A 20,582-nucleotide genomic window follows, 5' to 3' on the forward strand; every position below is an offset into this window, starting at 1 on the left:
CTCAGAGCCCCTTCTCAGCCGTGGCTTCGGTTTCCGGAGCGGGCAGGTCGATGCCGAAGGTGGCGCCCTCACCGAGGACGCTGTCGACCCATGCGGCACCGCCGTGGCCATCCGTGATCGCGCGGACGATGGCGAGGCCCAGCCCGGATCCGGAGCGCGGCGCTGGACCGCTCGTGTCGGCACGTGCGCCGCCGCGCACGAAGCGCTCGAAGATGCGCTCCGCGTCGTCCGGGGCGACGCCGGGGCCGGTGTCCTGCACCCAGAGCTGCAGGCGACGACCCACACCAGCGCCCTCGAAGCGCGATCCGATGCGGATGCGGTCACCGTCGTTCGTGACCTGCACCGCGTTCGCCGCGAGTTGGAGAACAGCCTGGGTGACGCGCTGCGGGTCGAGGCGCACGGTTCCTTCCGCGACTTCCATGAGCTGCCAGCGACGATCGCCCAGGGCCTGTGCCTTCGCCTCGATGTCGAGCGTGAGCGTCGCGACATCGCACCCGGCGATGCGCACGAAGTCCGGCTGCTGTGCGCGTGCGAGCACCAGAAGATCGGTGACGATCCGACTCATCCTGCTCAGCTCGTCATTCACGAGGCGCAGCGTCTCGGCGCGCTCCTCCGGGTCATCGCTGAGCAGTTCGAGCTGTCCGCGCACCACGGTGATCGGTGTGCGCAGCTCGTGCCCGGCGTCGTCCACGAACTGTTGCTGCGTCGCGTGCAGGCGCTCCAGGCGATCCAGCATCTGGTTGAAGGTGGTCGCGACAGCGGCGATGTCGTCGGTGCCCTCGACGGGCACGCGGGTCGTCAAGTCGTGTTCGCTGATGCCCTGCGCCACCCTGTGCACGGCGCGCACCGGCGCGAGGATCTGCCCCGCCACGAGCCACGCGACACCCGAGCTCAGCAGAATGCCCGCGAAGGCGATGCCTGCGAACGCCGCGACCCCCTCCTCCACTGCGTTCCGGTCGTCTCCGGTCAGCTGCACGATCAGGAGTGCGCCGCTGCGCTCGCCCAGGGTGAAGTCCACGCGCCCCCAGCGGAGGGGGCCGGCCGGCGAGTTCTCCGATGCCCCGGCGCGCACGGCCGGTACCAGCATCTCGGCGGGGACCTTCCTGCCGGGCGTCATGTCCAGCGGATGCTTCTCCTCAGGCGCAACACCGTTCGCGACCGTGAGCACCTCACCGTCGACGACGCCGACGAGGATCTCGTTCTCGTGCACCGACTGGCGGCCCACGAAATCCTCGAGCAGCTTCTCGACCGAGGCGAACGGCTGATCGGTGCCCGCATCGATCCCGGTGTCGATGAAGCGCACGAACTCGGCGGCTTCCTGTTCGATCTCGGTGTTCGCGGCTGTCTCGACCCCCGAGAGAAGGAGGCTTCGACCGATCAGGCCGACGGCGAGCATCGTGAAGACCGTGCTCAGGATGATCCATGCCGTGATCCGCCAGCGGGCGGGCAGGGTGCGGGTGCGCAGGGTCCGCAGCCGCTCGGGCGCGGGTGCCGGCGCGAGCGGTGCGGTGACCGGGAGGGGCTCGGCCAGGGGCACGGTGGTCGCGTCAGTCGTCATCGCCTGCTCCGCTGTCGTCATCATCGTCATCGCCCGCCGGTGGGGCGGGGGCGGGGGCCGGGGCCGGCGGCGCGGGGGCCGGCACGACGGGCGCAGGAGCCACCGGAGCGGAGGGAGTGCGCGTGGGCGTCGGGCTCGGCGCCACGACCGGAACCTCGATCACGCGAGTCGGCAGATCCGGAGCAGCCGGGATCTGCGCCAGCGCGATCACAGCGGCAGCGCACACCACCGGAACGGCGATGAGTGCGCCGGGAAGAAGAAGACGTCGTGCGGAGGACATGTTCTTATCGTGCCTGGCGTTCGTGAGGCTCAGATGAGGAGGAGATGAAGATTCCTTCATCTCCGAATGCGATCAGGAGCGGCGGTCGCGGATCGCACGAAGCGCCAACTGCGTTCCGATGACGACCAGATATGCCGCGAACAGCATGTTCGCCACGGCCGGGTTGATGAGCGTGGCGATCCACGCGCCCAGCGCGGTCGTCGCACACGCGGAGAGACCGACCACGCCCGCGGCGACCAGGTCGATGTTGCGATGGCGCAGGTTGCCGATCGTCCCCGACACCGCGGCCGGGATCATCATGAGCAGCGAGGTGCCCTTGGCGACCAGATCGCTCGTTCCGAAGGCGAGCATGAGCACCGGCACCACCACGATGCCCCCGCCGACGCCGATCAGGCCCGACAGGATGCCGGTGAGGACACCGACGACGACCAGGGCGAAACCCGAGAGCCAGTCGAGGGTCAGAACCGCATCCCGCGAGGGAATCACGAGGAACAGGCTGACGATCACCAGCACCAGGAACCCGACGAAGATCCAGCGCAGCACGGTCTGCGACACCCGCGGCAGCAGCCGCGTGCCGATCTGCGCGCCCACCACGGCCCCGACCGCGAGCAGGAGCGCCGGAATCCAGGCGACCGAATCCGAGGCGGCGTACGACAGCACGCCGATGCTCGCGGTCGGGACGATGGCACCCAACGAGGTTCCGGCGGCGAGACGCTGGTTGAATCCCAGCATCAGCACGAGAAGCGGCACGATCACGGTGCCGCCGCCGACGCCGAACAGTCCGGAGAGGAGCCCCGCCGTGAGGCCGATGCCGATCAGGACCGCGTAGCCGCGCACACCCCGAGGTTCCGTTGCTGCCTCGTCCAACTCGCGCTCCCTCATTCGGTGCCCTGCGCACCGCGGCAGAGTTCTCCCAGCCTATCCACTCCGCGAAACGGCGGTGCCGAGCCCACGCCTGAGCGCGGCCCGGCACCACCTCTCTGCTTACTCCTTGGCAGCGTCTGCGGGGACGCTCTCACGCGTCGCCCGCCCGCGCGCACGCACTACGACGCTGGCTCCCGCGCCGAACAGGCCCGCGCCGAGCAGCAAGGCAAGCCACGGGCTCGCTCCCGTCAGCGCGAGCACGCCGCTCTGGCCCGAGCCGCCTTCCCCCGGCGCGGTGCCCGAGGCCCCGGAGTCTGAGCCCGGCCCGCCCGTTCCCTCACCTGGCTTCTGCAGTGTCGGCACGGTCACCTCCGCCCAGCCAAGCAGCGCACCGTCGACGCCCTGCGCGGTGATGCGGTACTCGCCGGAGTCGAGTTCCTCGGGAAGCGCCAGTTTCGCGTCGCGCACCGTCGACAGAGTGATCCAGCCGAGCGGCAACCCCGCTCCTCCGTTGGTCGGCACCGCCCTCAACGCTGCGCCCGTTCCCGGGAGCTGCTCGGGAAGAGCAACGGCAAGCACACGCTCGGCATCGATCTCGGCTGTCATGCTGCCTCGCTGCGCATCGTCGAGTCCGCCCTCCGCAACAGCCTCGGGGAAGTCGCTCGGCGGCTGCACGACTATCCGTGCGAATGCGTCTGCCGAGCGGTTGTCGAATGTCGATCCGAAGCCCCACACCGACCCGAGCTTCAGGAACGTTCCGACCCCGTAGTTCTGAGTCGCATCGAGACTGTGCGCAGGAATCTCGATCACGCTGGTGAACGAGCCATCCGGCATCGACCCGTGATACAGCTCTGCCCACTGGTTCTCGGGCGCGGCGACGAGCGAATCATCATTGCCCGTCTGTCCCGGCTGCCATGCCGCATCCGCAAGGACGTGCACGTCAAGGGAGTACGCGCCCATACCTGTCGACGCGGGGAAGGAGTACCCCGCACCGGTCACTGTGATGGTGTTCGGTTGCGTCGGATCGAGCGGCCCCGACTGACCGACGACGACCTGCGGTTCCCCCGTTGCCGCGACGACTTCGAAAGGCACATCGTGCGTCATGGCAGTGCTGCCGATGCTGTTCTCCACTGTGACACGCAGCAACGTGCCGGATTCGTCCAGTGCAGCCGGAGCCAGAGTGAGCGTCGTGGTGTCCTGCCAGCGTTTGGCGACGACACCGTCCCGGTGCGCCCAGGTGGCACCGCCGTCACGGCTCTGCTCCACCACGAAGCTCGAGGGCGCCGGTGTCCCGGTCGCCGCAAGCCTCAGCTGCGGTCGCGAACCGTCGATCGCGATCGCGACATGCGGCTGCGTCGCGATCGTCACGTCGACCGGTGCGACCGTGGACATCGAGAAGGCGACAGACGCCGTCTCGCCCGCCGCGTTCTGCGCGACGAAACGCACGAACTTCCCGTTCCATCGCGCATCGATGTCGGCGATCGTCAACGTCGAGGAGTCAGCGCCGGTCACGCGCTGCCATGGACCCTGCGGGCTCGGCGCCTCCTGCCAGAAGACGGCATCCGCCCCTGCCGCATCCGCGACGATCTCGACCGTGCTGCCCTCGATGAAGGGCCGCGCGATCGCCGACTCTGGCTGCGCCATGATTGTCGGCGTTCCGACGATCTCGACATCCGTGTCGAAGCTCACGGTCACCGGCAGTGGCGCCTTCAGCGCGTCGGCGCTGCCTCCGCTCGTGTGCCAGTACGAGGCCAGGCCCGATTCGTAGTGGAAATCGACCAGGGAGGTCGGCCACGCTCCCCAGCCCGCATCGGCCTGCTTCACGCTGTCGTCGATCGCAGACGCCGAATCCCGGCCGCCTTCTGGCGCTCCGGCCGTCACGAGGGGGAAGTAGTCCACGCCGACGAAATCAGGCTCAAAAGTGATGCCCTCTTCATCGACCTTCACGTGCGAGAAGGTCGCGAGGGTCACAGAGCGCGGTGTCAGTTCGAACCCGTTGTCCGGGTCGCTCAAGGATGCGCCCCGGCCCCCGACCGTCGCGGTGAGCACGCCCGTCCCGTCCGAGCGCACCTCCAGTGCGGGATCCGCGATCCACCACGGCACCGCGCCTGCGTAGGCGTTGGCGGTGAAGGCGCCTTCCCAGTAGACCGTCGCCTCGCCCGTGGCCCGGTTGAGCATGCCTTCACCGCCCATGAAGAGTGCGCGCTGATTGTTCGAGTCGCCTTCGACGGGGGCGCAGATGCTGCCCTTCGACGCGGGAAGCGCTTCTCCGTCCGCGCCGCGTTTGAGGATCTGGACATCGCCGACGCGAGGCGAGAAATCGCCTAGCTTCCCCGCGGAGAAGTACGCGCAGGTCGCGCCGCGGTCGTCAGCGTCCTGATAGACGCCGCTGAGCCCCCATTCCAGGCCGGCGTTGTCCAGTTCCGCCCAGGCCGATTCGCTCGCCGTTGCGGTGGTGACACCGCCGAGCGACAGCGCCAGCACGGTGATCCCACCCAGGGCGGCTGCCACGGGTGAGGAGGTCTTTTTCAGCACGACTTCACTGCTCCATTCTTCACTTAGGCAACCCTTAGTTAGGTAACCCTAACTAGAGGCTAACTGTGAAGCAGGGCAAAGCCGAATCCCGTCACCCGGGCGTGTACACCGGGCAACGGGATTCAGCGAGGGCGCGGAGATCGCGCGTCTGTCTCAGATCTCCGAATCCGCCTTGATCGGCACAGCGATCGATTCCGTGAGCGCCTGTTCGTATCGACGCTGACGGCGCTTCAGCCACAGCCCGCCCGCGATGAGCAGGATCAGCACGCCGTAGGCGCTGGCGGCGAAGGGCTGGGTCACCAGCGTCGTCAGATCACCCTGGCTGATCTGAAGGGCACGGCGCAGCTGCGCTTCACCCATCGGACCGAGGATCATGCCGACCACGAGAGGCGCGATCGGGTACCCGTAGCGCCGCATGAAGTAGCCGAGGACACCGATGATCAGGAGGATCAGGATGTCGATCGTCGAGAAGTTCAGCGCGTAGGCACCGAACACGGCGAACACCAGGATTCCCGCATACAGGTACGGCCGCGGGATCTGCAGCAGCTTGACCCACATGCCGACGAGCGGCAGGTTCAGCACGAGCAGGATGACGTTGCCGATGTAGAGGCTTGCCACGAGTGCCCACACGAGGGCCGGCTGGTTGGTGAACAGCTGCGGACCGGGCTGGATGCCATACGACTGGAATGCCGTGATGATGATCGCGGCGGTCGCGGTCGTGGGAAGACCCAGCGTGAGCAGGGGCACGAGCACGCCCGCGGCCGCGGCGTTGTTCGCCGCTTCCGGACCGGCCACGCCTTCGATCGCGCCGCGGCCGAACTCGTCCTTCCGCTTGGAGAGCTTGCGCTCCGCGGCGTACGACAGGAACGTCGCAACGTCTGCACCACCGGCGGGGATCGTGCCGATCGGGAACCCGATCGCCGATCCGCGCAGCCACGGCTTCCAGGACCGCCTCCAGTCCTCACGGGTCATCCAGCTGCGCCAGCCCCGGGTCACCGGGATGAGCGCGATCGGGCCGCGTCTCAGTCGGGCCGCGATGTAGAGGCTCTCACCGACGGCGAACAGACCGACGGCGACCAGGACGACATCGATGCCGTCGGCGAGGGCAGGGACGCCGAGGGTGTAGCGCTGCTGGCCGGAGAGAATCTCGGTGCCCACGAGCCCGAGGAACAGACCGACGCCGAGCGACACCATGCCACGAGACACCGACGAGCCCAGCAGAGCGCCGACCGTGATGAAGGCGATGACGATCAGAGCGACGTAGTCCGCAGGACCCAGGTTCACCGCGAATCTCGCGAGCACGGGGGCAAGCAGCGTCAGGCCGATGGTCGCGATCGTGCCCGCGATGAACGAGCCGATCGCGGCGGTCGCGAGAGCCGCGGCACCGCGCCCGAGCTTGGCCATCTTGTTTCCCTCGATCGCTGTCACGATCGAGGCCGATTCGCCGGGGGTGTTGAGCAGGATCGACGTGGTCGATCCCCCGTACATGCCGCCGTAGTAGATGCCGGCGAACGTGATGAGCGCCGCCGCGGGCTCCAGCGTGTAGGTGAGCGGCAGCAGCAGCGCGACCGTCATCGCGGGTCCGATGCCGGGGAGCACACCCACGGCGGTGCCGAGAAGCACACCCAGGAACGCGAACACGAGGTACTGCGGTTGCAGCGCCGTCGCGAAGCCCTCGAGCAGAAGAGTCCAGCTATCCATCAGAACATCCCTCCCAGCCAGCCGAAGAGCGGACCCCACGGCAGCGACAGACCCAGCAGCCCGCCGAACACGATCTGCACGCTGAGCGCGACGAGGAGGCCAACGAGGAAGGCCATCCACCAGCGCTTGGCGCCGAGCGACCAGGCCACGCCTCCGAACAGGATCGCCGCAGAAGGCGCCCAGCCGATGGGTTCGAGCAGCAGCAGATGCGCGACGATCAGGGCAACGATCTTCGCGAGCGTGAGCCAGTCGGTGGACATCGACTCGTCGATGTCCTCACCCTCTTCTAGCTCCACACGCTGGCCGCGGAAGATTCCGACGATCACCGCCGCCGACGCGGCGAGGAGGAGAATCGAGACCACCAACGGGAACACGGTCGGCCCCACCTGCGCACCAACGGGCACGCGGATACCGAAGACTCCGACCAGAGCGAAGACCCCGAGTGCGAGCATGAGAACGGCGAACACCAGCTCGCCGATGGGGAGGGAAGCACGAGACCGTGCGGGCCGACTTTCATCGGCCCGCACGGTGTCAGGCCCCGTCCCCGGAGACCCAGCAGTCATTTCAACCAACCAGACCGATGTTCTTCAGGGTCGCCGAGACATCCGTGATGTTGGTCTTCAGGAACGCGTCGAACTCCGAGCCGATCAGGAACGCGTCGTTCCATCCGCGCGTCTCGAGTTCCGATGTCCATGCATCGGTCTCGTGCAGCTCCGTCACGACTCGCTCCAGCTCCGCACGCGTCGCGTCGTCGATGCCACCCGGTGCGATCACGCCGCGCCAGTTGGTGAGGACGACATCGATGCCCTCATCCGTGATCGTCGGGGTGTCGGGCAGCTGCTCGACCGGGTTCTCCGACGAGACGGCGAGCGCACGCATGTCGCCCGACTCGATGTGCTGGACGAACTCACCGACGCCGGAGATGCCCGCGGACACCTGGTTGCCGATGATGAGGGCGGTCGCCTCACCACCTCCCGAGTTCGGGATGTAGTTCAGCTTCGTCGGGATCTCCTCCGCCTTGAGACCGGATGCCTCGAGCACCAGACCCGCGAGGATGTGGTCGGCTCCACCCGCCGAGCCACCCGTGATCGACACGGCCTGTCCGTTGGCGACGATGTCGTCGACGAGGTCGTCGAGCGTCTTGTACGGCGATGCCGCGGGTACGACGATCACCAGCGGCTCGTCGGTCAGGCGTGCGATCGGGGTCGTGTCCTCGAGGCGTACCTTGGACGCGTTGGTCTCCACGGCGCCAACCATGACGAGGCCGGTCACCATGAGGGTGTTCTGCTTCTTCTCGTTCGCGAGCGACGCGAGGCCGACGGTTCCGCCGGCACCGCCGATGTTGGTGACGGGTGCGCTCGACACGATCTTGTCGCCGGTCAGCACCTGCGCGATCGCACGCCCGGTCTGGTCCCAGCCACCGCCCGGGTCGGCGGGGACGACGATGTTGACGTCTGTGATCGCTTCGGCGGCCGGGGCGTCGCCCTTCTCCGGTGCGGCGGGTTCCGCACCTCCGGCGCAGGCCGTCAATGCCAGCGCTCCGGCCGCGATGATGGCGGCCAGGCTGACCGTCCGCTTCGTTGCAGTTCTCATGCACTCCTCCTCGAGTGGCTCGTGATGCTGAGCTACAACGTAGAAGGAGAAATCCGGGCGTCTGGGTATCCGAAACTATTGCACGGCCTTTCGGAACTATTGATCGCAGAAGACCTTCCGGGCCGCTTGGGGCCCGCTCCCTGAGCGGTCAGAATAGAGCCGTGGCCTCAAAGATGACGCTACGAGCACAGTTTCTCGTACTTCAAGCACTGATCGTGTGTGTGGTGACCCTCGCCGCCGGAATCATCACCGGCGTCCTGCATGAGCAGGCGATCCGCGACGCGTACAAAGACCGGATGCAGGCGGTGGCGCAGTCCATCGCAGGCCTCCCCACGGTGATCAACGCCTTCGATGACGCGGACCCTTCGCGCGTGATCCAGCCGATCGCCGAGGTCATCCGCGAAGCATCCGATCTCGCGTACGTGGTGATCGCCAATGAAGAGGGCATCCGCTACTCGCACCCGAACCCCGACCGCATCGGCGAGCGCGTCTCCACCGACCCGTCCATTCCGCTGGCGGGTGAGATCTACGTCGGCACCCAGACCGGAACCCTCGGCACCACGTGGCGGGTGAAGGTACCGGTGTTCGACAGCGGCGAGGTGATCGGCACGGCCTCGGTGGGCATCCTCGAGAGCGAGTTGAACGAGGAGTTCGTCAGCAACCTCTTCTGGCTCACCGGCGCGATGGTGACGGCCGCGATCATCGGCGTGTTCGGCTCCACCTGGGTCACCTCGATCATCCGCCGTCGCATCTACCGTTTGGAGCCTCACGAGATCGCCGCCCTCGTGAAGAACCGGGAGACGACCATGCACCGGCTGAGCGAGGGTGTGATCGTCGTGGAGCACGACGGCATGATCAGCCTCGTCAACGACGCCGCCGCCGATCTGCTCGACTCCACCGCAGACCAGCTCACCGGGGCGCACGTCGACGATGCGCTGCCCCCCGAGCTCGTCCGGATCCTCAACGAGGGTGAATCCGCGGGAAGCCCTGTGATCATCGGCCCCCGTGTGATCGTCGCGCGCAGCACGGGCGCGCGCGTGGATGGCGAAGCATCCGAGGCGACGATCCTGCTGCGCGATCACACCGAGCTCCACGATGTCGTGCGCCGCGTCGATGCGGCCGACGCGATCATCGCGTTCCGTGAGCGCCAGGGACTGCCGAAGGGCCTCAGCGCAGAGACGCTGGACCGCGTTGCGGCCGCGCTCACCCAGCATCCAGATGCCTCGGCATCGGAGGTGGGCGACGCTCTCGGCATCTCGCGGGTGAGCGCACGCCGCTACCTGGAGCATCTCGCGAGCATCGGCCGCGCCACACGCGCCCTGGACTACGGCACGAAGGGACGACCCAGCACTCGCTATCGGATGCTGGATACGACCACGGGGCCCACGGTGCTTCCGCGGTAACACCTTCGCACTGTCGCTTCAACCCCCGTACCCACGCGACGGTGCGGGGTTAGTGTCAGATCCCCGTAGAGAGAAGGTGACGACATGAACACACGACCCGATTCGCCCGCCCCTCCGACCCCGAAGACTCCGCTGCGCCGACGACCGACGACGAGGCGCCCCTCGGAGGCAGCGAGGCGACCGAGGACGAGCTGGAAGCCGACATCGCCGTCGAGGAGGACACCCTCAAGACGCTCGAGGGTGAGGCGCCGACGGGCTGAGATCAGCCCGCGGTCTGCGGCAGGCCCACTTTCGCCTTCGCCCAGGATCGCCCACGGGTGTCTTTCAGGATGTCGTACTCGACGTCGACGTGCGGCTCGATCGCGCTGTACTTGTCATTCGGCGCGCCGATGATGAGCTGGAAGCCCAGTCCTCGCCAGGCACCGATCGCGCGCTTCGTGAAGTGCGCGTCGGCCTTGATGAGGGCCTCGTCCATAAACACCGGCGCGTAACGCGGGCGTTCAGCGCCGGCGTCGCCGAGCTGGTAGCGCAGTGCCGCTCCGACGATGAAGGCGACGAGTTCCTGCGATTCGCCTCCCGACTTCTCACCGATGTGGTCGTAGAGAGCGACATGCTGCTTCGTCTGGGCATCGATCCGCTCCGCACTCACGCGCACGTGGTTGCGCACGTCGATCAGCTCGGCGAAGTCGGGGGCGGTCCGGCGCATGCGCCCGATCAGTCGCGACATCCGTGCGTAGGCGTGTTCGCGCTCAGCATCCGTCGTCGCATCTTCAATCAGTGCGCGCACCTCGCGAAGATCGCGGCGGAAGCGCTTGCGGGGCTCAGAGGTGTTCTCCCGCGGCGAGATCTGCAGGCGATGCGCATCGTCGTAGAACGGCAGCGCCTCCATGATGCGGTTGATGGGGTCGATCCGCTCCTTGATCTCCCGCAGCGACCGGCTCAGCGTGGAGTCCAGGCTCGTCAGGTCATTGCCCGAGAGCTTGAGCAGGCTGTCGCGCCACTCGTTCTCCAGCTCATGTAGACCACTCGTCTTCAGCGTCTCGAGGATGCGCTCGAACTCCCCCACAGAGGCATCCGGGTCGGGCAGCAGTGCCAGGCTCGGCCAGCGTTCCAGGAAGCCGCGCATCAGGCGCTGCATGCTGTCGCGCTGCTCGGCGTGCGTATCCGCCGCGGTGCGCCGGTCATCGCTGAGGCGCTGCGCAGCAGAGCCGACGGCGAGGTCGAGGCGCGCGAGCCGCGCGGATGCGGTCTCCCGTCCGTCGTCCTCCGCCAACATGAATCGGTCGTCGAGGAAGCGCGACTGCACGACATCGAGAGCGATCCCCGCGGCCTCTGCCGCGTCGATCACGCTCTGGCACGCGTCCACGTCGTCGGTGACATCACCCCAGCGCTTCTCGACCTGGTCGCGCTCGACGCTCGTCGCGCCGATCTCGCCGTTGAGTCGCGCAGAGCGGGCCTTGAGCTCTTCGGTCTCGGCGCGCAGGCGTGCGATCTCAGGGTTGGCGTCGGTGACTTCCGTCTCCACAGCGATCCAGCGATCCCGTTCCGCTTCGACGGCGGCGACGTCCACCTGGTCCCAGGTGAGGTCCTTGATGCGCTGGAAGATCGCAGCACGGTGCTCGATCCCGTCGAGCGCCGCCTCGGCGTTGCGTACGGCGCCTGTGGCGGCGTCGACTTTGCCACGCAGGCGCTCGAGCTGCCCGTCGAGGTCGCGAAGGCGTCGCTCGTTCGAGAAGCCGAGGACGTTCTCCCGCCCGTGTCCTCCGTGCGCGCCCCGGCTCCCCTGCGACATCTGACCGGCGATCGTCAGAGCCATGCGGTGCTCGCCCAGCTGCGCGGACGAATCGACGCACACGAAGGCGAACCGCTCGTCGAGACGCTGCTGCAGCCAGCCCGTGAACGTGGAATCGCGATACTCCAGACGTCCGGGCATCGTGGTGACATCGCCGGATCTCGTCTGTGCGAGTCCGGACTGGATCCCCTCGTATCGCAGACGCACGGGCGTGCGCACGGTGTCGATCGCCGCACGGAACGCGGGCAGGTGGGCCTCGTCGATGAGCAGTGTCGTGGCGAAGCCGCCGAGAGCCAGGTTGAACGCTTCGCGCCACGGCTCGAACTCTGTGCGGACCTCGATCAGCTCGCCGACGAACGGCAGATCCGACGGATCCAGGCCTGCGGCGCGGGCGAGCAGTGCACGTGAGTCGTCGAGGGCGGAGGGGATGCTGCCGCGGACGCGGCTGCCCTTGTCCCGTTCGTCCTCGATCGCGGCGAGTTCTCGGGCCAGACGGGCACGGGTCGATTCCGCCTCGGCGAACTCCGCGCGAGCCGCCCGCCGACCGGATGCGTCGTTCGTGGCTTCCGCGGCACGTCCGAGCAGCGCATCGAACTGCTCGCGGCTTGTGATCTCCTCGTCCAGTTCGTTCAAGTCGGCGTCGAAGCGCTCCCGCTCTCGCCTGACCTCGCTGAGACGACGTTCGACCCCGCGCAGCTCGCGCTGCGCGGTCTCCAGGCGGTCACCACCGGACTGCCGAAGGACGTCCAGGCGTCCCTCCCGCTCAGCATCGGCCGCAGCGGCGAGCACGCGCTTCTCCCGCAGTTCCAGGTCGAGGGCCCGGGTGCGGTCGCGCAGCTCCGTCTCGACCTCGCGCAGCAGATCCAGTCGCCGCTGTGCGCGCCAGAGCGACGCGCGCGAATCGGGCTGCGAGAAGTCACCGACCTCATCGATCAGACGGACGCGCTCGGCGGCGGAAGCGATCCGCTCCTGGATGCCGCGGATCGGCTCCAGCGCGCTCACCTGCTGACGTGCCGTGAGCATGCTCGTGCGAGTGCTCTCCAGTTCGTCGAAGTGCGCGACGACCGCGTCGGCGGTGGCCATCGTCTCGGGTTCTTCGAGTACGAGCTTCTTATACAGGTCGTCGACGGTGGTGATCTGCTGACCGGCCTGGATGCGTGAGAGCAGGCTCACCGCCTTCGCGCCCGAGCCTGCGGCTCCGATGCCCAGCACTGCGTGCAGTCGCGCGGAGAACTCTCGGTCGGTGCCGAGCGTCTCCAGGCCCAGCGCGCGCAGAGCGGGTTCGGCGAGACGCTGTGCCGCCGCGCCGTCGAGCAGGGAGAGGTCGAACGCCGCGGCGGTCGTCGCACGCACACGCACGGTGTCTTCGAGCGTGCGCGCGCCGGCCGGGATGTACCAGGCGCGGAGCGCGGTGAAGCGTGCGTCGTCATGGTCGCGCCAGGTCATGGCGATGGCGGTCCAGGTGTCTTCGCCGTCGCCACGCAGCACGCGCAGCTTCGTGCCCTCGTCGGTGCGCGACTCGTCGAGCTTGCCGCGACCGTAGGAGAGGATGTTGCGCTGCTCCTCGCCGCGCGGGCGCCCGGTGACGCCGCCGTTGGAGGCACCGTTGAAGGGCGTCGTGTGCGGCATCATGAGCGCGATGTAGGCGTCCATGAGTGTGGACTTGCCGGAGCCGGAGCCGCCGCAGAGCAGTGTCGCGTTGGGCGAGAAGCGCACGAGGTGAGGTCCGCCGTCGTAGCCGCCCCAGTTCACGAGCTGCAGGTCTTCTGCGACCCACTGCTGTCCACGCGACTCGGCAGGAATCAGCCCGAAGAGGGTGTCGATCATCGTCACAGTGCGCCCGCTTCCACGAGGTCGTCGGCATCGTTCGATGCGGATTCTTCGGCCTCCGCAGGCGCAGCATCCGCGGTGTCCTTCTCCGCCTGCCGCGCGCGGAGCCAGTCACGGAGCTCGGCGAGCTTCTCCGCGCTCAGCACGACCTCGACGAGCGAGCTGATCCGGTAGCGCCCGGTCGTCTCCTCGTCGATGATGCCCTCACGGTCGAGGCGCTCCATGGCATTGCGGATGGCCTTCTGCTGGCGCGCCGTGCTGCCGTCGACCTCGGCGAAGTAGCTGAGCACCGTCTGCTCGACGTCTTCGATATCGATGCGTGGAGAGGATTCGCCCGCGGCGGATTCGCGCTGGTAGACGGTGCGCAGGTGCACGAGCACGAGCGTCTCGGCACGCGTGTAGGGCGCGTCTTTGAGCAGGATCGGCACATCGAGCTCGTCGGACCGCACCTGCTGCTTGTATGCGAGGCCGCGGCTGTGGTCGACGACGAGCCGCAGGAAGAGGTCGTTCAGCCGTGACTCGACGATCTGATGGTGGTCGCGCAGCAGAGCCCACTCCCGGCGATTGCGCTCAGCCGAGAGGAAGCGACGCTGCAGGATCAGCACGAGCACGCGACGCACCTCGGCGTCGAGGGTTCCGCGGTCCCCGGCGAAGAGGTCGTCAGGGTCGTCTTCCATCGCCACGGGGGCGATGAAGGCGTCGTCCGTCGAGGTTCCGGCTCCGGATGCCTCGCCCAGCCCAGGGTCGACCGTGACGGTCTCCTCGGGAAGCTGCTCCTCGGTTTCCGGCTCAGTCATGCTGTTCCTCCTTGTGCGTGCGGGCCGTGACGGCGCCGAACGCGAAACGTCGGGTGGTGCCGTCGGGGCGCAGCGCTTCCACGATCGAGATGCCCTCCCCCTCGGCCAGGCCGTTGCGGTGGGCGATCTCAAGCATTCCGAGAAGGTCCACGGGACGGCGGGTGTCGTCATCGACGCCGGCGAACGCATCTGCCAGGTCGAAGTCCTCTCCGAGACCGGCGAGGTACGCCTCGATCTCGGCGTAGCGGGGGCCGCCCCATGCGCGGGTGTCGGCGTCGACGAACTCGACGTCGTCGGCGTCGGTGAGCGGCGCTGGGGTGCCCGGCGGGCGGATGTCGCTGATGGACTGGCGGAGGTGCCCGAGGTCGAGACGCGGCAGGCTGCGCACGGGGTCGACGATGTGGCTGCCGGAGGTGTCGCGGGTCCAGGCGTGCAGGCCGGAGATGACGTCTCGCAGCAGATCATCGACCTGGCGATCGCGCAGCGGGTCGTGGGTCTTCACCTGCCCGGTGATGACGTGCGAGGCGCGCCGCTGCGCGGCCAGCACCTCTTCGACGCCGAGTTCGACACGACGTCCGATCGCGTCGAGCTCGGCACGCTGGGCGGCATCGAGTCGTTGCGAGAAGGGTTGACGCAGCAGCACATGCAGCTGGTCGGTGAGCGCGTCGATGCGGTCGGCGTCTCCGATGAGGCGGAGCGCACCGGAGAAGGCACGCCCCTCGGCAGTCGACTGCATGACGTCTTTGGCGCGCTGCAGGTATTCGCGCAGCACCTCGCCCGTGGGGCGCTCATCGCGGCGGAGGTGGGCGACGACATCACGTTGCATGGCTTTGAGTGACTCCGCGACGCGGGTGAAGTCAGCGGGCAGCTCACGCGCGAGGTGCAGGACGTTCTCGGCTTCTTCCAGCAGCTCTTCATCGTCGAGAGGCGCGAGGTCGCCGAGTTCTGCACGAGCGATCTCGGCGTCGATCGCATCGCGCTCTGCCGTGAGGCGCACGAGGCGACGGATGGGGTCGGCCTCGGCGTTGTCGGAGAGATTCTCGACCGCCTCGAGGAGCGTGCGGATGCGCGAGTTGGAGACGCGCGTGCGGCCGGCGCCGGTGCGTCCGGTGATCTCGAGCGCTTCGACGGCGTGCGCGGAGAGCCGGTAGACCTCGACGTCGTCGTCGATCTGCTGCACGAGCCAGCCGACCTTCGCCCAGGTGCGGCAGACTTCACGTCCGCTGCCGGACGGCAGCCGCCGCTCTTCATCGTCGTGACCGGCAGAGCGGAGTTCGTCGAGGATCTCGGCGACTTCGGCGTGCGCGTCGGCGATTGCGACAGAGGGCCGATCGGCGGTGAAGAGGATCGAGAGCGCGGCCACCACGAAGGGCGCGAACCGCCCGTGCAGGAGATCGAGGGTCGGGGTTCTAAACGCCGCGAGAGAGCGGGAGTATGCCGCCTCGGCACGCGTATCAGTCACCGGATCAATCTTATCGGGGAGCGGTCCAACGGTTGAATTGGGAGCGTCCGCAGGAGGACCCTCAAACGACAAAACCCCCGGGATTCCGGGGGTTGTAGTCTGTAGCAGGAGCGGGGCTTGAACCCGCGACCTCACGATTATGAGTCGTGCGCTCTAACCAGCTGAGCTACCCTGCCGCGAGGCATCCGTTCACAGAGGAGAAGAATGCTGCGAGCCCCGAGTCAGGATTGAACTGACGACCCCTTCCTTACCATGGAAGTGCTCTGCCACTGAGCTATCGGGGCGATGCCGTGTTTTTGGCAACCAGATGAGAATAGCACTCTCCGGCCTTCTCGCTAAATCGAGGCTACTTCCGCCCGGCGTTGGCCATCATCCACGGCAGAGGATCGATGGTGGAGCCATTCACGATGAGCTCAAAGTGCAGGTGCGCGCCGTAGGAACGACCGGTGTTGCCGGTCAATCCGACGATGTCACCGACCTTCACGACGTCGCCGGTCTGCAGGCGCTGCGAGCCGTACTGCATGTGCGCGTAGTGGCTCGTGATGAGCTGTCCGTCGATGACGTGATCGATGTAGGTTCCGACGCCGTAGCCACCGTCGGACTCTGTCGCGAGACGCACGACGCCGTCAGCGATCGCCTGAATCGGTGCGCCTTCACCGGGGACCAGGTCGATACCGGCGTGCAGCTGACCCCAGCGCGGACCGTACGGCGAACTCATCGCCACACCGACGACGAAGGGCCACTGGATCGACGCGTTCGGGTCGTTCGTGTACAGCGAATCGGAGTAGCGGATGCCCTGCTCGGCGGCGAGATCGGCCCTCGAAATGGTCGAGAAGCCGGCCGCGCCGGCGAGTGCCTCGTTCTGCACCGCGGTCGGTGCCACGAACGCCTGGATCTCACCCTGTTCTGCCTTGCTGGCGCCCGCCGACGGACCCTGCGCAACCAGCGAGGTCGTCGACCCCAGCGAAGCACCCTGCGCCGCAGCGACAGCCTCGGCCGGAAGTGTCATCGAGACGGCGAGAAGACCTGCGATACCCATGACGCCGGCGCTCGCACCGATGGTGACCATCTTGCGCAGCGCACCCACACGAGGGCGCTGCGGCACGACATGTGCCGACGCCGTTGCCTGGTCGGCCGATGCGGACCGGTGCCGCGGGAGGGCTGGGCCCGTGAGCTCCGGAGAGGCCGAAGCGAAAAGCTGGGAGGCTGCGGCGAAGACGTCGTACTCAGTCCGCGGCGCCGCCGCGGGCGCGTCTTCGACGACAGGAGTGGGAACGGTGGCCGGTTCGGAGACCGGCGCGGCGACAGGTGTCACGATGACAGTGGGTCGCGCTGATGCTCGTACCCGTGTTCGCGTCGTCGGCGCGTCGTCTGGTCGCACCGATGTCGCCGAGGGCGCTGCCTTCGGCTCGTCCGACGGCTCGGAGACGGCCTGCACTGCAGCGAGTGCGGATGCGGCGATCAGCGTCTGCGCGGCGGCGACCCCGTCGACCGCGTCGAGCTGCGGCGCCGAGGGGGATGCAGAAGTGGCGTCCTGACGTCGTGAGCGACGCGTGAGAGGTGCGGGCGTCTCGAGCTGCTGGTCCTGCGAAGTCTCCGGAGTCTCCGGCGCACCGGAGGTCGGGAGGCGACGAGAACGGCGCGTGGGCGCAGACTCCGTCGCGGGGGATTCGAAGGGCAAAACGTTTCTCTCGGGGTTGGGCCGTGTCGGGGCGGCTCAGTGGGTTGTACACCCCTCGTTATTCGGGTAACGAAGGTAACGATCGGATAAACACTACATGCATCGTCCTGGGAATGCCATGTGCACGTCGGCGTGCTGTGGATTGTTTCCGCGCACGTCGGTGCGGGGCGTCATGCGGACGCTCACCGTGCATCGAAGATTCGTCTGCGGAGTTCCGTGACCACACCCGCGGAGCCTGCGAGATTCATCCGCCGCGCCGCTGACTGGTCGGGCCGGTCGAACACTCCCCCAGCCTCCTGCACGATGAGCGACCCGGCGGCGAAGTCCCACGGCTGAAGGCCGCGTTCGAAGTATCCGTCGAGCCGCCCGGCGGCGACAAACGAGAGATCGAGCGCCGCGGATCCGCCGCGACGCAGATCGCGGGCCATCGGCATGACGCGCCCCACGGTGGCGAGATCTCCGGCGTGCGTCGCCGGGTCGTATCCGAAGCCGGTCGCGAGGAGAGCGCCGGCTGCCGAGGGTTCGGCAACGTGGATGCGTCGGCTGTTGAGCTGGGCTCCTCCGCCGTTCGCAGCGGAGAAGGTCTCGCCCAGCATCGGAGCATCAACCGCGCCCGCGAGCGGAACCCAGGAATCGGGGTCCGTGCTGCCTTGCACGACCGCGATGCTCACGGCATAGAGGGGAATGCCCGACGCGTAGTTGACCGTGCCGTCGATCGGATCAACGACCCAGGTGATGTCCGTCGCCCCCTCCGATGTGCCCGACTCCTCGCCGAGGAATCCCTCCCCGGGACGCTCGGCGCGCAAGCGATCGCGGATCAGCGCCTCCACTTCGCGGTCAGCGTCGGTGACGATATCCGCGAGCGAGGACTTCGTCTCAGCCAGCGCGACGCCCGAGGCACGGCGCTGGCGCGCGAGCTCCCCTGCCTCTTGAGCAATGTCGACGGCCAGCTCCCGGTAGGCCTCCGGGCTCATCACCGGGGCGGCTCGGGTGCGGTGTCGTCGGCAGCCGGGGCGGAAGGTGCCGGCGGGACCGGAGGCGCGGGCGACACAGGTGGGGACGGAGGCATGGGCGGTGCGGGAGGCGCCGGCGGGAACGCGGGCGTCGTCGGCTGCACCGGTGCATCCGCTCCGCTCCCCTCAGTCACGTGCACGGGAGGCACGGGCGGAGCCAGAGGAGCCTGCGGAGCACCGACGTGCGCCTGCGGGTCGTAGTTCCATTCGAGCTGCGGAGTGGGCACGCCGGTGTAGTAGGCATTCCAGTCGGGCGAGCCGTCGTGGAGCGCCGGCAGCGGCGTGACACCATCTGCGAACATCGGCCACGGCGCAAGCGGGGCTGCGGCGCTCACGGGCCGCGCCGGCTTCGGCTTCTTCGGAGCGAAGAGGGCGTTGAGCAGTGGAATCAGCGTGGTACCGACCGCCGTAAGAATCGCGAGCGCGACGACGATTCTCCAGTAGAGGTCGGCGTACTCGAACGAGCGCGGAAACGTGAGGAAGAAGACCAGCAGGCCGACGAGTCCCGCAAGGAACACCTGGGTCAGGATCGTGATCACTCGGGTGAACGTTGTCACATACCTCTGAGACGCCTTCGTGAACAGACGCACGTGAAGAAGCGCGAGTTGCAGCACGCCGATCGCGAGGATGAGGAACCAGAACCTTTCGGCGGGATCGAAGTAGCCGTAGCCGTACCGCTGATCTTCCGGGAGCCAGATCTTGACCGCGCCGACGAGCAGAGCGATGATCCATGACACCATGCTCAGCAGGGCCAGCCAGTCGGGTCGGTTCGGCGCGAGGCTCGCTTCGAGAATCGCGATGCCCGCAAACCCCGCAAGCAGCAGAATCGTGAGGAAGGCGCGGCCGATCAGGCCTTCTTGATCGCCGATCAGCACCCAGACCACGCACACGAGCGCCGCTGCGATCAGCGCGCCGATCGCGATCCACAGCGAGCCGCGAATCAGCAGGGACATGTCAGGCTTGGACTCTTGCTGCGATGGGGCAGTCATGACGCGATCTCTCCTCCGGTCACCTTCGTGGCCTCAATCTTCGCACGCGTTGCGAACGATGCTCGTGTGATGCCCGCCTCGGTGGAAAGTCCCTCAGATTCCCCCTCCTGTGGAGAGATCGAAGGTCGCCGATGACAGCGCTGAACGTCAGGAACGCCGCGCGGCCGAAGCAGCAGCGAACGCCGCCACCCGTGCCTGCGCTTCCTCACGGTCGAAGGATGTTCCGATCATCCGCGCCTCCTCGGAGAGCTGCTCCGCGAAAGAGCGGGCCGGCTGGGAGCGGATGAGACGCTTCGCCTCACCGTACGCACGGTAGGCGCCCTGCAGCCAGAATGCCGCGACAGCCTCCGCTCGTTCACGAACCGCTGTGGCGATCTCCGCAGCGTCTTCTCCGTCGACGGCTTCGGCGACAAGACCCCATTCCACGGCCTCCTCGGCGGAGAGCAGGCGATCCTGGAGCACGAGCTGCAGGGCACGACGCTCCCCCACTGCACGCGCCAGCTGCGCGGACACAGACAGATCCGGCGTGAGCCCGATGTTGGCATACAGGCTTCCGAGCTTGGAGTTGCTGCCGACAATCGCGTAGTCACTGCAGAGAAGGATTCCGAGCCCACCTCCCGCGGTGGTACCGTGCGCGGCAGCGACCACCGGGATGGGTGACTCGACGAGCGCACGGATGCCACTGTTGATGACGTCAGCCAGCGCCGTGATCTCGGCACCAGAGCCCATGCTCTGTGCCATGTCGAGCACGTCACCACCCGCACAGAATGACGGACCGGCGCCATCAAGAAGAACCACGCCGACGGATGAATCCGCGACGACGGCGGTCGTGGTCTCCGCCCAGGCATGCGCGAGCTCGCTGTTGAAGGCGTTGAGCCGCTGCGGCCTGTTCAGCGTGATCCGTGCAAGACCGTCGGTCACGGTGCAGAGAAGCGGAGCGGTCATGAAACCTCCATACGAGCGTGCGTGCGAAGCCTCGAGCACAGCACACGCGTCATGCCACGCTCATCGGGGCACATCCAGCATAAGCGGATGATGCACTGTGCGTGTTAACGCAAAAGAGCCACCCAGCAATGGGTGGCTC

General features: G+C 67.6%; 15 protein-coding genes and 2 tRNA genes. 1 reads left to right on the top strand and 16 read right to left on the bottom strand.

Features of this window, described 5'->3' with window-relative positions; genetic code table 11:
- Position 1: 1 nt before the first annotated feature.
- From AC1REM_RS15690 to AC1REM_RS15720, 7 genes are all read right to left on the bottom strand, one after another.
- The gene (locus AC1REM_RS15690) at positions 2-1,558 is read right to left on the bottom strand and encodes a sensor histidine kinase (protein WP_492515452.1); all 1,557 of its coding nucleotides are present in this window, start codon (positions 1,556-1,558) and stop codon (positions 2-4) included.
- The gene (locus AC1REM_RS15695) at positions 1,548-1,838 is read right to left on the bottom strand and encodes a hypothetical protein (RefSeq protein WP_492515453.1); all 291 of its coding nucleotides are present in this window, start codon (positions 1,836-1,838) and stop codon (positions 1,548-1,550) included. Before AC1REM_RS15695 ends, AC1REM_RS15690 begins: the two co-directional genes overlap by 11 nt.
- A 72-nt stretch (positions 1,839-1,910) precedes the next feature.
- Positions 1,911-2,705: a sulfite exporter TauE/SafE family protein gene (locus tag AC1REM_RS15700; protein WP_492515454.1), complete on the bottom strand. Its 795-nt coding sequence runs from the start codon at positions 2,703-2,705 to the stop codon at positions 1,911-1,913.
- 117 nt (positions 2,706-2,822) lie between these two features.
- Positions 2,823-5,237, bottom strand: coding sequence for a hypothetical protein (locus tag AC1REM_RS15705; protein WP_492515455.1), 2,415 nt, complete (start codon positions 5,235-5,237; stop codon positions 2,823-2,825).
- Between the two features lie 153 nt (positions 5,238-5,390).
- Positions 5,391-6,938, bottom strand: a complete 1,548-nt coding sequence (locus AC1REM_RS15710; RefSeq protein ID WP_492515456.1) for a tripartite tricarboxylate transporter permease — start codon at positions 6,936-6,938, stop codon at positions 5,391-5,393.
- A complete protein-coding gene (locus AC1REM_RS15715) occupies positions 6,938-7,405 on the bottom strand; it encodes a tripartite tricarboxylate transporter TctB family protein (RefSeq protein WP_454127299.1) in 468 nt (155 codons plus the stop codon). The genes AC1REM_RS15710 and AC1REM_RS15715 overlap by 1 nt, the downstream gene beginning before the upstream one ends.
- 97 nt (positions 7,406-7,502) lie before the next feature.
- On the bottom strand, positions 7,503-8,531 hold the full coding sequence (locus AC1REM_RS15720; RefSeq protein ID WP_492515457.1) for a Bug family tripartite tricarboxylate transporter substrate binding protein: 1,029 nt from the start codon (positions 8,529-8,531) through the stop codon (positions 7,503-7,505).
- 224 nt (positions 8,532-8,755) lie between these two features.
- Between AC1REM_RS15720 and AC1REM_RS15725 the strand changes: the two genes are divergently transcribed.
- Entirely contained in the window at positions 8,756-9,934 is a 1,179-nt protein-coding gene (locus AC1REM_RS15725; protein ID WP_492515458.1) for a PAS domain-containing protein, read from the top strand.
- 262 nt (positions 9,935-10,196) lie between these two features.
- Here the strand turns inward: AC1REM_RS15725 and AC1REM_RS15730 are convergent, their stop codons facing one another.
- From AC1REM_RS15730 to AC1REM_RS15770, 9 genes are all read right to left on the bottom strand, one after another.
- Positions 10,197-13,559 carry an ATP-binding protein gene (locus AC1REM_RS15730; RefSeq protein ID WP_492515459.1) on the bottom strand — a complete coding sequence of 1,121 codons (3,363 nt, stop codon included), beginning with the start codon at positions 13,557-13,559 and terminating at the stop codon, positions 10,197-10,199.
- Positions 13,556-14,353 (bottom strand): DUF4194 domain-containing protein, encoded by a 798-nt coding sequence (locus AC1REM_RS15735; RefSeq protein ID WP_492515460.1) that lies wholly within the window; start codon positions 14,351-14,353, stop codon positions 13,556-13,558. The genes AC1REM_RS15730 and AC1REM_RS15735 overlap by 4 nt, the downstream gene beginning before the upstream one ends.
- Positions 14,346-15,815 carry a DUF3375 domain-containing protein gene (locus tag AC1REM_RS15740; protein WP_492515461.1) on the bottom strand — a complete coding sequence of 490 codons (1,470 nt, stop codon included), beginning with the start codon at positions 15,813-15,815 and terminating at the stop codon, positions 14,346-14,348. The genes AC1REM_RS15735 and AC1REM_RS15740 overlap by 8 nt, the downstream gene beginning before the upstream one ends.
- A gap of 102 nt (positions 15,816-15,917) precedes the next feature.
- A tRNA-Met gene (locus AC1REM_RS15745) sits at positions 15,918-15,991 on the bottom strand.
- Positions 15,992-16,027: 36 nt separating this feature from the next.
- Positions 16,028-16,099: transfer RNA gene (locus AC1REM_RS15750), tRNA-Thr, on the bottom strand.
- A gap of 62 nt (positions 16,100-16,161) precedes the next feature.
- On the bottom strand, positions 16,162-17,496 hold the full coding sequence (locus AC1REM_RS15755; RefSeq protein ID WP_492515462.1) for a M23 family metallopeptidase: 1,335 nt from the start codon (positions 17,494-17,496) through the stop codon (positions 16,162-16,164).
- A 182-nt stretch (positions 17,497-17,678) separates the two neighbouring features.
- The gene (locus AC1REM_RS15760) at positions 17,679-18,470 is read right to left on the bottom strand and encodes an inositol monophosphatase family protein (protein ID WP_492515463.1); all 792 of its coding nucleotides are present in this window, start codon (positions 18,468-18,470) and stop codon (positions 17,679-17,681) included.
- Positions 18,470-19,498, bottom strand: coding sequence for a hypothetical protein (locus AC1REM_RS15765; RefSeq protein ID WP_492515464.1), 1,029 nt, complete (start codon positions 19,496-19,498; stop codon positions 18,470-18,472). The genes AC1REM_RS15760 and AC1REM_RS15765 overlap by 1 nt, the downstream gene beginning before the upstream one ends.
- Before the next feature lie 147 nt (positions 19,499-19,645).
- Positions 19,646-20,443 (bottom strand): enoyl-CoA hydratase/isomerase family protein, encoded by a 798-nt coding sequence (locus AC1REM_RS15770; RefSeq protein ID WP_492515465.1) that lies wholly within the window; start codon positions 20,441-20,443, stop codon positions 19,646-19,648.
- Positions 20,444-20,582 lie beyond the last annotated feature (139 nt).

The sequence above is a fragment of the Microbacterium sp. GW823-FHT02G05 genome (genome assembly GCF_058797175.1).